The sequence below is a fragment of the Hoyosella altamirensis genome, assembly GCF_014191505.1.
In the GTDB taxonomy this organism is placed as follows: Bacteria; Actinomycetota; Actinomycetes; order Mycobacteriales; family Mycobacteriaceae; genus Hoyosella; species Hoyosella altamirensis.
The window spans coordinates 13,304-27,315 of the sequence record NZ_JACHWS010000003.1 but is presented as its reverse complement, the minus strand read 5'-3'; the positions used below and the strand labels follow the sequence as shown (position 1 = coordinate 27,315).

Below are 14,012 nucleotides of genomic sequence, written 5' to 3'. Positions count from 1 at the left end.
CGCCCAGCACGCGAGTGTGGTGGTGCCCACGTGATGAGACCATGTTCGTTCTCTGTGCGGCGCTGCGGCTAGCGTGCAACATGGCTGCCGCGCAGAGTCTGCGGCGAAAGTGCGATCTGACAAGGAGTTTGTGTGCAGGCTGAAACGGTGCAGTCCGGCGTCAGAGCGTCAGTGGTGACGCTGCGTGCCTGGCAGCGGCGCGCTCTGACGAAGTACCTGGCAACCAAGCCCCGGGACTTCCTCGCCGTGGCAACGCCTGGTGCGGGTAAAACCACCTTCGCCCTGCGCGTTGCGGCTGAACTGCTTGAGGACCGCACAGTTGACCAGATCACGATCGTCGCGCCCACAGAGCATTTGAAGCATCAGTGGGCAGAAGCTGCGCACAGACTCGGGATCTCGATCGATTCGAGGTTCAGCAACTCGACCGGGCAGACCTCGCGTGACTACCACGGCGTCGCTGTTACCTACGCGCAGGTCGCGTCGCATCCGTTCAAGCATCGCGTCCGCACGGAAAACCGCAAGACGCTGGTGATCCTCGATGAGATTCACCACGCGGGGGACGCGAAAAGCTGGGGTGAGGCCTTGCACGAGGCCTTCTCGGATGCGACGCGGCGCCTCGCGCTCACCGGAACACCGTTTCGCAGCGACGACAGTCCCATCCCTTTCGTGATCTATGAACCGGAGGGTGGTGGTCTCTCGCGATCGAAGGCCGACCATACCTACGGCTACTCAGATGCTCTAAGTGACGGCGTGGTGCGTCCAGTGGTGTTTCTTGCCTACTCGGGTGAAGCCCGGTGGCGGAACAATGCAGGCGAGGAGTTCGCTGCGCGGCTCGGGGAGCCGCTTAATGCGGAACAAACCGCCCGGGCGTGGCGCACCGCCCTCGACCCGAACGGAGACTGGATCCCCTCCGTGCTTTCGGCGGCACACACTCGACTCGGTCAGTTACGCGCACGCGGCATGGCGGACGCAGGTGGACTGGTCATCGCGTCCGACCAAACAATGGCCCGTGCGTACGCGCAGGCACTTGAGGAGATCACAGGGGAGAAGCCTGTCCTGGTCCTGTCGGACGACCCTGCATCATCAGGCCGCATCGCTGAGTTCAACGCGAGCGGCGACATGTGGATGGTCGCGGTCCGCATGGTGTCGGAGGGTGTTGACGTGCCCAGACTCGCTGTCGGTGTGTACGCCACTAGCGCTTCGACGCCACTGTATTTCGCGCAGGCCATCGGACGCTTCGTGCGGCTCCGGACACCAGGCGAGACGGCGAGTGTCTTCCTGCCATCGGTGCCAGTCCTTCTCGACTTGGCAAGCAAGCTCGAGGCGCAGCGCGACCACGTGCTCGGTAAGCCCCACCGAGATAAAGAGGGCTTTGACGACGAACTTCTTGCGCAGGCCAACCAGCAGAAGGATGAACCAGGGGAAGACGAAAAAGCCTTCACGTCACTCGGGGCGCAAGCCGAACTAGATCAGGTGATCTACGACGGTTCTTCGTTCGGCACCGCGACGTTTGCGGGCAGCGATGAAGAGGCCGACTATCTAGGGCTGCCCGGTTTGCTCGACGCTGATCAGATGCGCGCGCTGCTGCAGCAGCGTCAGAGCGGTCAGATCAAGAAGCGGGCCCAGGAAACTGCGCCAGTGCGAGAGCCGGAGGGTGCTCGGCCCGTGCCTGAGCGAAACGAGTCGACCGCCGAGCAGCTCGCGCACTTGCGGCGGGAATTGAACACGCTGGTTGCACTGCATCACCACCGTACTGGTAAAACGCATGGCACGATCCACGGTGAGCTACGCAGGACATGCGGGGGACCGCCCACGGCTATGGCGACCGCAGAGCAGATCCGCGACAGGATCGCGCTGCTACGCAACTGGTAGCCAGTTCAGGAAGAAAAAAGTGGAGCCCCGATTGGGGGCTCCACTTTGAAGGTTCCGACGGATTGGGACGTTAGTCGTCGTCTGCTGCTACCGCGACGATGGCTTCGAGCTCCGTGAGCTTGGGCTGGAACTCATTCGCGTGATGGTTGCAGAAGAGGAGTTCGCCGCCCGAAGGGAGTGTCGCCATTACCCGGGCACGGGCGCTGCACCGGTCGCAGCGATCAGTCGCAGTTAGCCGGACGGTGGTCGCTGTTGCGGTCATGTCTCCTCCATTCCGGTGCCCGGAGGCTCCCTGTGTGTGGACACGCGGTCAGTCCGTGGCTCAGGGCCATAACCCGCATCCCTTACCCGAATATACGAACGGGGCGACCATCTTGTTCCCGCATCCTGCCCGGATGTGGTTTACGCAACAGTAAACGCCCGGGCAACCAATGGTTGTCCGGGCGTTAACCAGGAAATCAGTCGAGGTAGTCGCGCAACACCTGGCTGCGGCTAGGGTGACGCAGCTTCGACATGGTTTTTGACTCGATCTGCCGGATGCGCTCACGGGTCACCCCATACACCTGGCCAATCTCGTCCAGTGTGCGGGGCTGGCCGTCTGTCAAGCCGAATCGCAACCGCACAACACCGGCTTCGCGCTCAGAAAGGGTTTCAAGCACCGACTGCAACTGATCCTGCAGCAGTGTGAAGCTCACGGCGTCGACAGCGACAACGGCTTCACTATCTTCGATGAAGTCGCCGAGCTGGCTGTCCCCTTCGTCGCCGATCGTCTGATCGAGCGAAATCGGCTCGCGAGCGTACTGCTGAATCTCAAGGACCTTCTCCGGGGAGATGTCCATCTCCTTGGCGAGTTCCTCAGGGGTGGGCTCGCGGCCCAGATCCTGCAGAAGTTCGCGCTGGATGCGGCCCAGTTTGTTGATGACCTCGACCATATGCACCGGTATACGGATGGTGCGAGCCTGATCGGCCATTGCCCGGGTGATGGCCTGCCGGATCCACCACGTGGCGTACGTCGAGAATTTGTACCCCTTCGTGTAGTCGAATTTCTCGACTGCACGGATCAGGCCCAGGTTGCCTTCCTGAATCAGATCGAGGAAGGCCATTCCGCGGCCGGTGTATCGCTTTGCCAGCGACACAACGAGCCGGAGGTTTGCTTCGAGAAGATGGTTCTTCGCACGGTTTCCATCTCGCACCACCCAGCTCAGGTTCTGCCGCAGCGGTGGCGCTACCTTCTCACCGGCCTCGGCGAATCGGCGCATCTTCTCTGCCGCGAACAGGCCAGCTTCGATTCGCTTGGCGAGTTCGACTTCTTCCTCGGCGTTGAGAAGTGCAACCTTGCCGATCTGCTTCAGGTAGGCGCGTACGGAGTCAGCGGACGCGGTGAGCTCGGCATCCTTGCGCGCCTGGCGCAGGGCTTCCGACTCCTCCTCGTCCCAGACGAAGTCCCCGGACGGATCCTTCTCGTCCTTATTTGGCGCTTGGCTGCGGCGGCGGCGACCTTGCGCGGCAGTCGCCGCGTCAGAAGCGTCGAGCTCGGCATCGCTGAGTTCGATCTCAGCGTCGGCCAGGTCCTCACCGGGCTCAATGTCGGCAAGACCATTCTCTTCGGCCTCGGCGTCCCCATCGGCTGATGCGGGATCTTTTGCAGCCTGCGCAGGCTTCTGCGTGGTCTTGCGCGGCGCCTTCTTTGGAGCGCCTTCCGAACGTGTTGTCTTCTTGGCTGCCCGGCGAGCTGTCTTAGCGGGGGCCGATGCGCCATTTTCGGCAGCAGGTGCTGAGCCAGCAGTCAGTGCCTCCTCCTGGGCTGCTTGCTCAGGAGCAGTCTTCGCGGCAGTCGCCTGCTTGGCGGCCTTCGCTGGCGACTTCTTAGCGGGGGCCTTGCGGGCTGCAGTGCGCTGGGGAGCGGTAACTGCACCAGTCCCAGAGTCGGAATCTGAGCCGGCAGTGCCCGGGGTTTCGGTAGATGCCACGTACGCCCTTTCGTGACTTCGTCGTGCGGCGTTGAGCCAGGTTCGTCGGGAGAACCGTGCTGGCGGAAAGTCCTTCGGATTGGCCCGCAGTGAACAGGCCGCGTTCCATTGTAACGATCCTGCGCGAGTGACGAGTGAGCGATCGGCGCTGAGGCTCCCAAAAAGCCCGATTAGTCCGAATATGCGGCGACGGCTCCGCCCACGATTCCCGCGGTGTTACGCAGCTGGGCTGGGATGATGCGCGTTTGAGTGGTCAGGAGCGGGATCCACTTGTCACTTTTTTTACTCACGCCGCCACCCGCAATGAAGAGGTCCGGGGAGAAGAGCGCATCATAGGTGCTGAGCACCGTAGATACCTCCGCAGCCCAGTCCGTCCAGCTCAGATTGTTGCGTTCACGTACAGACGCCGCGGCACGGTGCTCCGCCTTTTTCCCGCCGACTTCCAGATGCCCCAGCTCGCTATTCGGGATCAGAGTTCCGTTGTAGAGCAGCGCCGAACCAATGCCTGTCCCGAAAGTCAGAAGGATGACGAGGCCGTTTTCGTCGCGGCCAGATCCGAACTTCTGTTCGGCGAGTCCCGCCGCATCAGCGTCGTTCAGGACCGTGACCTTCCGCCCGTCGAGTTCAGCCGTGAAGAGTGCTCGAGCGTCCGTTCCGATCCACGTGGGGTCGATGTTTGCGGCGCTATACGTCACGCCATGTTTGACGACCGCGGGAACAGTGATGCCGACGGGTCCGTCCCAATCGAACTCCTTCACGATCGCCGCAACAGTTGCTGCGACCGCTTCCGGGGTCGCGGGCTGAGGGGTGTCGATCCGGATGCGCTCGGTGGCTAGTACTCCGGTCTCCAGGTTCACTACGGCGCCCTTGACGCCGCTGCCGCCGATATCAACACCGAGGCCAAGCCGGGGAGGCGGGCTGTCTACGGACGGTGTCTGTGGCTCGGTGTGCATTAGTGCGCCCCCTTGCTGCGGTTTGGCCGGCACCTGCTAGTTCCTCGTGTCACCTTAGCGCCCTCGGTGGCGCGGAAGGCGCGCATGTGCTGCGATAGACGCGTGCCGGAACAGAGCAACATCGCCGACCTCGCAACCGATCTCCGTGTTGTGGCCGAGGAAGTAGCTATGGAGGCTGCCGCGTTCGTACGGCGACGCCGGCCGGAAGTGTTTGGCGTCCCCGGCGGGGGTGCCGCGGCCGGTGCCGTGCAGTCGAAATCCACGCCTACTGACCCGGTAACCATCGTTGATTCGGAATCGGAACAGCTCATCCGCGAGCAGCTTCGTAAGCACCGTCCTGACGACGCGATCCTTGGCGAGGAAGGCGGTGGGGACGCAAATGAGACCGACGGCGTGCGGTGGGTGGTCGATCCCATCGATGGGACAGTCAACTTCATGTACGGCATCCGTGCGTACGCGGTGTCCGTTGCCGCGCAGATTGACGGCCGGTCGGTGGCTGGCGCAGTCATCGACATCGCCGCGGACCTGATCTATTCCGCCGCCCTAGGGCAGGGAGCGACACGCCGGCAGGGAAGCAGCGGTGCCGCGGAGCCACTCAGCTGCAGCGCGGAAACCAGCCTGGGCCACGCCCTCATCGCCACGGGATTTTCCTATTCGGCGGAACACCGTCGCAGGCAGGGTGAACTTGTCGCTTCGATCCTCCCTGTGGTCCGCGACATCCGCAGGATCGGCTCAGCGGCCCTGGACCTGTGCATGGTGGCATCGGGGCAGGTTGACGCCCACTATGAGCACAGCCTGAACCCGTGGGACTGGGCGGCAGGGAGTCTGATCGCGACCGAAGCTGGCGCCGTGGTCCGTGTACCCGCGGCAACGGAGTCTGGGACGACGCACGTCACCGTTGCCGCGGCTCCAGGAATAGCGGCGGAGTTCCTGAGCCTGCTGGAGGGCAAAGGGGCGTTAGAGCCGCTGTAGGACCTCGTTCAGCAAAGTGCCGCGCGGGCCAGGTCGATGGTCTCCTTCTCAGGGCCGTCGCCTCCGCGGAGCAGCTGGAGCGCAAGCTCAGCGTCAGGTGACGGTGAAATATTCCGGAAATAGGTACCAAGTGCGAGATCGACCGTAGCGTCGCCCCTCTCATCCTCGATGAGTTCGACGCAGGGGGCTGCCAGCCACAACGTGCTCGCGGCAGCGAGACCTCCAGGTCCGAACCTGATCTGGCCGTGGCATTGAAGGTTCTGATCCGTGTAAATGGGATCGTTCCCAGCCTGGACGTCGGGAGCTGACTCGTAGCCGAGGTCGCTGAGTTGGGCCGCTACCGCCGATGCCTGACCGGCTTCGCCGTTCGCGTTGAAGACCCGCACCTGAGTCTGTGGCAAGGGTGCGGGCGGAACCTTCACCATCTCAGATCGCGCAAATCGTTCCCCGAGGGGCGGCGCGCCGGGTGGTGGATCATTGCAGTCGATCGCGCTCACGGGCGCTTTCTCAATAGAAAGAACCTGAATCCAGACGATCGCTGCCGCGAAGCCCAGCACAGCTACAAGGATGAGGATGGGCAGGGGCCGGCGGCGCCTGTACGGCTTGCCGTGTGGATCGGTGGCGTGCCCTTCGGTGATCAGCGAGACCACAGTCTGGTGGGTCCTTCCTCAAGCGGAACAACTCTGCAGCGCAGTTCGTTGTGGGGGAGTCTAGCCATTAGACTGCGGCCGGCTGCATTGAGGCATGCCGACAGGCCGGAAAATCACACGAGTCGCGGTGCGGCTCACCGCAGCCTTCGACGAAAAGCGCTCGGGGGAAGCGGGCAAGGGTACAGAAGAATAGAGATTTGGTTGCACCCTGTCGGTTTGCCGCCGGAATTCTGGGTAGGTTCGCTATTGTCTGGCGGCTGGTTGTTCTCGACGACACGCTATGTGAGAGGTATGTCACAAACCACAGGGCGCTGAGGTCGGGCATAAAATGCCCGACTGGTACGTTACCCACCCGCACACGTACTCTGTGCCCGCTTGCCGGAGCAGTCCCTCTTGAGGGCCTGGCCGGAAATGTCCGGTCGCGGCGGCGTGTTATTGAGAATATGGCACAAGCGCCTGGTAACACAGCGCACGTGGATAGGGGATGAAAGTAAATGCCGACTGATTACGACGCGCCGCGGCGCAGCGAAGCGGACGACTTGTCCGAGGACTCGCTGGACGAGCTGACGTCGCGCCGTGAGGCTCAATCGTCAGCTGTCGATATCGACGACTCGGACACCGCCGAGTCCTTCGAACTTCCTGGAGCTGACCTCTCCGGTGAAGAACTCTCGGTCCGGGTGATCCCGAAGCAGGCCGATGAATTCACCTGCTCGCAGTGCTTCCTGGTGTTTCACCGAAGCCGCCTTGCGAGCAGTGAGGGCGGTCCGCTGGTGTGCCAGGACTGCATCTGACGGCTTCGCCAATGAGGGGTGTGAGTTAAACCAGCTCGCCGCGAGGGACAGGCGAGCTGGGCGACGTGCGCCGACGGGCTGAGCATCGCGCGCGCGTCTCGGCCCTCCAGGTCCTAGCGGCGGATGGCAGAGTCGATTGCCTCGATCAGGCGTTCCGGACGACGGGTGCTGACCAGCCAGTATGGCGTGGGGTCGTCGGGGTCGTCGAGGACAACAAGCACCATTGGCCGCACCCAGTTCCTGTGCTGAACGTACGCCGCTGGGTCGAGTTGACGGCCCATAGCTGCCCGCTTTGCTGATGGCGGAATGACCGCGGTCCGGGCAATGACGCTCGTTGGGAGGTACGCGTCCCCCACGTGCAGTGCGGGGCCTTCTGGTCCGTGGTGGGTCACCCGCAGCTTGGTACGCGAGAGATACCACAACACCCAGATCGGGACAGGCGCGAGGACCACATAGGGCAGCCATGCAGGCAGAGCGCTGATGCCCAATGCGAACTGTGTGGCTACCAGGGAAGATGCTACGAGTCCCAGTGGCCACCACCACCAGGGAACCCACAGCTGCTCGGTGAATTCGGCCTGCGTTTGTTTCTTGGGGGACTGTGAAGCGTGTTCGGGCACGAGAATAAGAGTAGTCTCGCCGAACGTGCGCACCGAAAACATGACTGATCTAGCGATCCCCGTAGTGCGGCTCGATCCGGGCTTGCCGCTCCCATCGCGAACCCATCCAGGCGACGCCGGGGCTGACCTGTTCTCCGCGATTGATGTGACGATCGAGCCCGGCGAGCGGGTTCTCGTGGGTACGGGCATCGCCATCGCCCTCCCGGAGGGCACCGTCGGACTGATTCACCCGCGGTCGGGTCTCGCCGTTCGGACCGGTCTTTCGATCGTGAACACCCCAGGTACTGTGGATGCCGGATACCGGGGTGAGATCAAGGTTTGCCTCATCAACCACGATCCCCGTACGGCAATACATGTCCGCCGCGGAGACCGGATCGCGCAACTGGTGGTGCAGCGGGTGGAACTCCCCGCGTTCGTGGAAGCCGAGTCGCTGGGTGAGACAGCGCGGGGTGACGGTGGCTACGGCTCGAGCGGCGGACACGCGAGTCTGGCTGCTGATGCATAGCTCGTGGCGTGTGCGCCACACCCCGCAGCGTGCCCGGTTGCGCGCGACGCATCAGGAAGGGAAGTGAAGTGGGCTTTCTTCGTCGCAATAAAAAGTCAGAAGTGAACCCCGAACCAGAAGCGCCTCCCGAAACGGGGGCCAGCGAAAGCGATGCGCCGGGGAGTCGTGAATCCGACCGCTCGAATGGGCCATTCGACTCGGGCGAAATAGAGCAGCCGGGTACAGGCGAGAAGCGCCTCGATCTCGGAGCGTTTTCCGTGCCTCTGCCCGCAGGTGCGCAGGTCCAGGTCGAGATGGCCAAGAGCGGTGGAGTGCAGGGCATTCACCTAGCCACCCAATTCGGCCGAATTACCGTCGCCGCCTACGCAGCACCACGGTCGTCGGGGATGTGGCGGGAGGTGTCGGGTGAACTGGCCGAGTCGTTGCGTCGCGACGGTGCTGAGGTGACGACCGACTCCGGCCCGTGGGGACCGGAAGTCAACGGGGTCACGAAGTCCGCGGACATCCGCTTCATAGGGGTAGATGGGCCCCGCTGGATGATCCGGCTCGTCGCTGCAGGACCCTCCGGGACAGGTGCGCATGACGGTGATCTCGCTAGAACGGCTCGCGAAGTACTGTCGGGCACCATCGTCTCCCGTGGTGACGCGCCGCTGCCTGTCCGTACACCGCTGCCCATCACGCTGCCGAAGGCGCTCCAGCAGCAATTAGCGGCGATGCAGCAACAACAAGCCATGCAAGCGGCCAAGGCAAGCGCGGCCCAGCAATCGCCGCAGCAAGCGGCGCCGGTAGATCCTCCGGATTCGGGTGACGCGGACGCCGGGAATTCGTCAGAGAGCGCCGAGCGCCCGCAGTGAGTCGAGGCAGCCGTGACCGAGCACCGCTGGGTCACGGCCCGCGTCGATGAGAGTAACTGGGGTGATGTGCGCCCGTGCGAGGTGTGCCTGCCACTGTGCGGCCGCTTCCCACGGGTGTACCGGGTCGTCCGGCGCCGCGGCGATGCCCACCGGCACACGCACCGAGCTGAGCACATCGTCGGTCACAGCGCCGAACCGGCTCGCCTCGTCCAGTGCGTCGGCAAGCGCGGGCCATTGATCTCGCCACGACGCCTCGAGTTCATCTGCCAGCCAGTCCGGGCTTGACGCGCGCATTTCTCTGATCACAGCGTCAATTCCGTGCTCTCGTAGCAGTGCGGCAGTATGGCGGGCGCTTCTGGCCGCCGGCGCGGCGTCGGGGGCGCCGGTCCAGGCGGGCAATGCCGCGACCACGCCTGCAGCGCTGTGCGGATTCTGGGCTGCCCAAAGTACACCGACAGCAGCGCCGATGGACACGCCCCCGGCGAGCACGCGACGGCCGCCCTGAGTTGCCTGACTGAGCGCTTCGAGCGACGACGCGATGAGGCGCCGTGGGTCTGGCTGCACTGCGACCAGCGGGATTCCTGCTTCATCGAGCGCGGGTCCGAAGGCTCTTCGCACAAAATCCGCGCGAGAACCCGAGCCTGGAAGCAACACAGCGAGGTCCGCTTGCACTCTGTCTAGAGCTGGAGACTGGCTTTCTTGTGCGTTAGACACCTGTCTATCGTGCCTTGTCGTGCACTTCGACCGATCGGATGGCGCGCGGTGTGCCCGAGATGTGGCACCCTCATAGTGTGTTCGATCAGCAGCAGTCACGGCTCGACCAGCTAGGTGGGGTCAGTGGTCTCATCCAGTCGACGGTGCCCATCGTGGTTTTCATCGTCACCAACACCATCGCGGGCCTCACCGCTGCGATCTGGGTCGCGCTGGGAGCGGCGGTGGCGGTGCTGGGGTGGCGAATGATACGCAAGGATGCCATTCAGCCCGCTATTTCCGGCTTCATTGGCGTGGGCATCTGTGCGTTTATCGCGCACCGCACTGGGGAGGCGCGGGGGTTCTTCCTCTTTGGTATCTACACGAGTCTCGTTTACGGCTCGGTCTTTTTGCTTTCGGTCCTGGTGCGTTGGCCCCTAGTCGGGGTCCTGTGGAGCTTCCTCAACGAGCGCGGTACCGCCTGGCGACGAAATCGCACCGCGCTGCGGTACTACGACTTGGCGACCGGAGTGTGGGTGCTTGTCTTCGGTGCGCGCTATCTCGTTCAAGCGCACCTTTACGACACTGACCAGACCGGCATGCTCGCGTTCGCCCGGCTCGCGATGGGGTGGCCGCTCGCGGCTGTTGCATTCCTCGTCTGCGTGATCGCCGTCCGCAAGGCTGATCAGGCGATCGAGGACGCTAGCCGTGGCACCGAGGCGCCAGCCTCCGGTGAAAGCGACCCGGACGAAGCTGCGCCGCACAGCGGTGAGCAAGGAACCAGGCTCTAGTGGACAATGCCACAGAGAGCTGGCGTGGGCAGACCGTCGAAGTAACACTTGGTGATCCGGCACATGGCGGCTGGTGCGTGTCGCGCCACGATGGGCGTGTCGTGTTTGTGCGCCGCGGTATCCCTGGTGAGCGGGTTCGCGCGCTAATCACCGATGACCGCGGCGGAAGCCACTGCTTCGCCGAAACGGTCGAAGTTGTGGACCCGTCGCCCGACCGGGTTGATTCTGTGTGTTCAGTCAGCGACGCGGGAGCGGGCTGCTGCGATCTCGCTCATATTCGTCCCGGTCGGCAGCTCGACGTGAAGTCTGCTGTTGTATCAGGCCAGCTTCGGCGGATTGCGCACATTGACCGGGTGGTCAGTGTCGAGGCGCTGCAGGGAGACCTGAGCCCCGGAGCGGTCAGCATCGGTGGCTGGCGGACGAGGGTCCGGCTTGGCGTGGACCGCACGGGCGCTGCTGGCTTCCGTCGCCACCGGAGCAACGACCTCGTGACGCGGCTCGATTGCCCACAGCCTGTGCCTGACCTTCTGTCCGGCATCGGTTCCCGCAAATGGACGCCGGGGGCGGAGCTTCAGGTGGTTCGGGACGGTAATGGCACCAGGCACATCGTCGAGATCGCACCGGCTCACGCGGGGGGACGCCGGCCCAGCCGTACCGACTCGGCGGAGCAGCAACGGCGTTCAGCGGCTGCCCGCCGTGCCGCACGCGCCCGTCCCCGTTCGGAGGCGGTGCGCGAAGGGTCGGGTCGCGCCGTCGAATACGTGCATGGACGACCTTTTGAGATCGCCGCATCTGGATTCTGGCAGGCACACAAAAACGCAGCGGAGCAGTACGCTGGGATCGTTGCGGAATGGGCCGATCTGCGACCGGGTGAGGGCGCCTGGGATCTCTATAGCGGGGCTGGAGTCTTCGCCTCGGTACTCGGACCTCAGACCGGCAGCGGAGGTTACGTCGAGGCGGTCGAGGCTGCACCGCAATCTGTTCACGACGGTGCGGCCGCCGTCGCGGACCTTCCGCAGGTCCGTTTCCATCGGGGCGCAACTGAGCGCGTGATCGATAACCTCTCGGCAAACCCCGCTGTAGTAGTTCTGGATCCCCCACGGGTGGGTGCCGGCCGCGCGGTAATCAGCAAAGTCGCCGCCGCGGCCCCGAGCCGGATCATTCATATTGGCTGCGACCCTGCTGCCTTCGCGCGTGATTGCGCACTGTATCGCGCCGCAGGCTACAGTCTGGCAGAGTTGCGTGCGTTCGACGCGTTCCCACTCACACACCATGTCGAGTGCGTGGGTAAGTTCGTGAGAAACCGTTGATTGGCCCACATTGGCTGGAAGCAGCCCGCTATATCCGTAGACTGGACAGAACCATGACGCTGGGACGGTGAGGTCCGTGCCGCTCGAACGAATGGAGTTGCTCGTTGGGGTTTCTGGAGCGCGTTCGAACTCCTGGTGACGTCAAGGAGCTCGCACCCGAGGATCTTGCGGTTCTTGTGGGCGAGATCAGGGACTTCCTGGTTCGCAAGGTGTCCGCCACCGGTGGCCATCTTGGCCCGAACTTGGGTGTCGTTGAACTCACACTCGCGCTGCACCGCGTATTCGATTCCCCCCACGACGCGCTTCTTTTCGACACCGGCCACCAGGCCTACGTGCACAAGATTCTCACCGGCCGCGCAGACCAGTTCGACACGTTACGCAAGCAGGGTGGCCTCTCGGGTTACCCCGCGCGTTCGGAGAGCGAGCATGACTGGGTCGAATCCTCACACGCGTCCGCGGCGTTGTCCTACGCTGACGGACTCGCGAAGGCCTTCAGCCTGACCGGGCAGCACTCCCGGCACGTGGTTGCGATCGTTGGCGATGGGGCACTTACCGGCGGGATGTGCTGGGAAGCGCTGAACAATATCGCACTCGACAAGCAGCGGCCGCTTGTCATCGTGGTCAACGACAATGGGCGGTCATACGCGCCCACGATTGGCGGGCTCGCCGATCACCTCTCTGCGCTCCGGCTGCAGCCCGGCTACGAGAAAATGCTGGCGAGCGGCCGTAAAGCGATCAAAGGTATCCCGATGGTCGGTGATGCGGCATACGCGATGTTGCACGGAATGAAAGCGGGAATCAAGGACGCCGTTAGTCCACAGGCCCTGTTTTCTGACCTCGGAATCAAGTACCTCGGCCCGGTCGACGGGCATGATCTCGGCGCAGTGGAGTCCGCGCTGCGGCGTGCGAAGGATTTCGGCGGCACGGTGATCGTTCATGCTGTCACCCGTAAGGGTATGGGCTACCTCCATGCCGAGAACCACATCGACGATCAGATGCACGCGACGGGCGTGATCGATCCGGAGACAGGTCTGGCGAAGAGTAAACCCCCTCGTGACTGGACGTCGGTGTTCTCTGAGGAACTCATCGAACTAGCGCGCGAACGGGAAGAGATCGTCGCGATCACGGCAGCGATGGCTGGCCCCACAGGGCTTGCCGCTTTCGGCAAGAAGTACCCGAACCGCATGTTCGACGTCGGGATCGCGGAGCAGCACGCACTTACGTCGGCGGCTGGCCTCGCTCTCGGCGGAATGCACCCCGTGGTGGCTGTTTACTCGACCTTCCTGAACCGCGCTTTTGACCAGCTTTTGATGGACGTCGCGTTGCTGAAGCAGCCTGTCACACTCGTCCTCGACCGAGCGGGCGTAACCGGCGCCGACGGAGCCAGCCACAACGGAATGTGGGACCTGTCGATCCTGGGCATTGTGCCCGGTATGCGGGTAGCAGCCCCACGCGATGCCGCCACCTTGCGCGAGGAACTCGCGGAAGCAGTGTCGATTGTGGATGGGCCTACAGCGCTGCGTTTCCCCAAGGGTGCGGTGGGGCCGGACATTCCCGCGCTCGAGCGCATTGGTGACGGTGTGGATGTTCTCCATCGCGACGCGGATGCGGATGTTCTCCTTGTTGCTGTGGGACCGTTTGCGCGCCTTGCGCTCGACGTGGTCGACCTACTCAAGAAACACGGGATCGGCACCACAGTCATCGATCCGAGGTGGGTGCTGCCGGTGAGCGAGGAGCTCGTGAAGCTTGCCGAGGAGCATCGTCTCGTGGTCACAATCGAAGATTGTGGCGTGCACGGCGGAGTGGGGTCCTCGGTCGGTGCGGTGCTGCGTGCGGGCGGGGTCGATGTCCGCACCCGTGAGCTGGGCATCCCACAGCGCTTCCTCGACCACGCGTCACGCGACCAGGTGCTGGATGAACTCGGGATCACGGCCCAGAACATCGCGCGGCAGGTGACTGGGTGGGCCGCGCGACTGGGAAGCACAGCAATCAGCGACGCTGGACTTGATAGCTCAGCGCCCGTCACGGGCTCCTAGC

Annotated in this window: 14 protein-coding genes; 8 read left to right on the top strand and 6 right to left on the bottom strand. The window is 63.7% G+C overall.

Going from position 1 to position 14,012, the window contains the following annotated elements; all coding sequences use genetic code 11:
* Positions 1-132: 132 nt before the first annotated feature.
* Positions 133-1,872 (top strand): DEAD/DEAH box helicase, encoded by a 1,740-nt coding sequence (locus tag FHU29_RS14220; protein ID WP_064440392.1) that lies wholly within the window; start codon positions 133-135, stop codon positions 1,870-1,872.
* 70 nt (positions 1,873-1,942) lie between these two features.
* Here the strand turns inward: FHU29_RS14220 and FHU29_RS14215 are convergent, their stop codons facing one another.
* From FHU29_RS14215 to ppgK, 3 genes are all read right to left on the bottom strand, one after another.
* Entirely contained in the window at positions 1,943-2,134 is a 192-nt protein-coding gene (locus FHU29_RS14215; RefSeq protein ID WP_041450962.1) for a DUF7455 domain-containing protein, read from the bottom strand.
* Positions 2,135-2,330: 196 nt separating this feature from the next.
* On the bottom strand, positions 2,331-3,842 hold the full coding sequence (locus FHU29_RS23285) for an RNA polymerase sigma factor (protein WP_064440391.1): 1,512 nt from the start codon (positions 3,840-3,842) through the stop codon (positions 2,331-2,333).
* A gap of 170 nt (positions 3,843-4,012) precedes the next feature.
* Positions 4,013-4,795, bottom strand: a complete 783-nt coding sequence (gene ppgK, locus FHU29_RS14205; RefSeq protein ID WP_064440390.1) for a polyphosphate--glucose phosphotransferase — start codon at positions 4,793-4,795, stop codon at positions 4,013-4,015.
* A gap of 84 nt (positions 4,796-4,879) precedes the next feature.
* Between ppgK and FHU29_RS14200 the strand changes: the two genes are divergently transcribed.
* Positions 4,880-5,767 carry an inositol monophosphatase family protein gene (locus FHU29_RS14200; RefSeq protein WP_064440389.1) on the top strand — a complete coding sequence of 296 codons (888 nt, stop codon included), beginning with the start codon at positions 4,880-4,882 and terminating at the stop codon, positions 5,765-5,767.
* 8 nt (positions 5,768-5,775) lie between these two features.
* On the opposite strand, the gene cei is transcribed toward FHU29_RS14200, so the two are convergent.
* A complete protein-coding gene (cei, locus tag FHU29_RS14195; protein WP_064440388.1) occupies positions 5,776-6,417 on the bottom strand; it encodes an envelope integrity protein Cei in 642 nt (213 codons plus the stop codon).
* Positions 6,418-6,911: 494 nt separating this feature from the next.
* On the opposite strand from cei, the gene FHU29_RS14190 reads away from it, so the two are divergent.
* Positions 6,912-7,208 (top strand): DUF4193 domain-containing protein, encoded by a 297-nt coding sequence (locus FHU29_RS14190; RefSeq protein ID WP_013806566.1) that lies wholly within the window; start codon positions 6,912-6,914, stop codon positions 7,206-7,208.
* A gap of 113 nt (positions 7,209-7,321) precedes the next feature.
* Here the strand turns inward: FHU29_RS14190 and FHU29_RS14185 are convergent, their stop codons facing one another.
* Positions 7,322-7,867: a DUF3093 domain-containing protein gene (locus FHU29_RS14185; protein WP_083962321.1), complete on the bottom strand. Its 546-nt coding sequence runs from the start codon at positions 7,865-7,867 to the stop codon at positions 7,322-7,324.
* Between FHU29_RS14185 and dut the strand changes: the two genes are divergently transcribed.
* Positions 7,866-8,330, top strand: coding sequence for a dUTP diphosphatase (gene dut / locus FHU29_RS14180; RefSeq protein WP_013806568.1), 465 nt, complete (start codon positions 7,866-7,868; stop codon positions 8,328-8,330). The two genes, FHU29_RS14185 and dut, sit on opposite strands and share 2 nt — an antisense overlap.
* 101 nt (positions 8,331-8,431) lie before the next feature.
* Positions 8,432-9,184, top strand: coding sequence for a DUF3710 domain-containing protein (locus FHU29_RS14175; RefSeq protein ID WP_232322965.1), 753 nt, complete (start codon positions 8,432-8,434; stop codon positions 9,182-9,184).
* On the opposite strand, the gene FHU29_RS14170 is transcribed toward FHU29_RS14175, so the two are convergent.
* A complete protein-coding gene (locus tag FHU29_RS14170) occupies positions 9,158-9,898 on the bottom strand; it encodes an alpha/beta hydrolase (protein WP_232322964.1) in 741 nt (246 codons plus the stop codon). The genes FHU29_RS14175 and FHU29_RS14170 overlap by 27 nt on opposite strands.
* Positions 9,899-9,957: 59 nt before the next feature.
* Here FHU29_RS14170 and FHU29_RS14165 point away from each other — a divergent pair, with 59 nt between their 5' ends.
* The 3 genes from FHU29_RS14165 (at position 9,958) to dxs (ending at position 14,011) form a co-directional block, all read left to right on the top strand.
* Positions 9,958-10,665, top strand: a complete 708-nt coding sequence (locus FHU29_RS14165) for a DUF3159 domain-containing protein (RefSeq protein ID WP_064440573.1) — start codon at positions 9,958-9,960, stop codon at positions 10,663-10,665.
* Entirely contained in the window at positions 10,665-11,975 is a 1,311-nt protein-coding gene (locus FHU29_RS14160; protein WP_064440385.1) for a class I SAM-dependent RNA methyltransferase, read from the top strand. Before FHU29_RS14165 ends, FHU29_RS14160 begins: the two co-directional genes overlap by 1 nt.
* Before the next feature lie 104 nt (positions 11,976-12,079).
* Entirely contained in the window at positions 12,080-14,011 is a 1,932-nt protein-coding gene (gene dxs / locus FHU29_RS14155) for a 1-deoxy-D-xylulose-5-phosphate synthase (RefSeq protein WP_064440384.1), read from the top strand.
* Position 14,012: the final 1 nt, after the last annotated feature.

Coding starts and splice junctions, on each gene's coding strand:
- FHU29_RS14215 (WP_041450962.1), bottom strand. CDS start 2,134: ATGACCGCAACAGCGACCACCGTCCGGCTAACTGCGACTGATCGCTGC.
- ppgK (WP_064440390.1), bottom strand. CDS start 4,795: ATGCACACCGAGCCACAGACACCGTCCGTAGACAGCCCGCCTCCCCGG.
- FHU29_RS14200 (WP_064440389.1), top strand. CDS start 4,880: ATGTGCTGCGATAGACGCGTGCCGGAACAGAGCAACATCGCCGACCTC.
- FHU29_RS14190 (WP_013806566.1), top strand. CDS start 6,912: ATGCCGACTGATTACGACGCGCCGCGGCGCAGCGAAGCGGACGACTTG.
- dut (WP_013806568.1), top strand. CDS start 7,866: ATGACTGATCTAGCGATCCCCGTAGTGCGGCTCGATCCGGGCTTGCCG.
- FHU29_RS14185 (WP_083962321.1), bottom strand. CDS start 7,867: ATGTTTTCGGTGCGCACGTTCGGCGAGACTACTCTTATTCTCGTGCCC.
- FHU29_RS14165 (WP_064440573.1), top strand. CDS start 9,958: ATGTGGCACCCTCATAGTGTGTTCGATCAGCAGCAGTCACGGCTCGAC.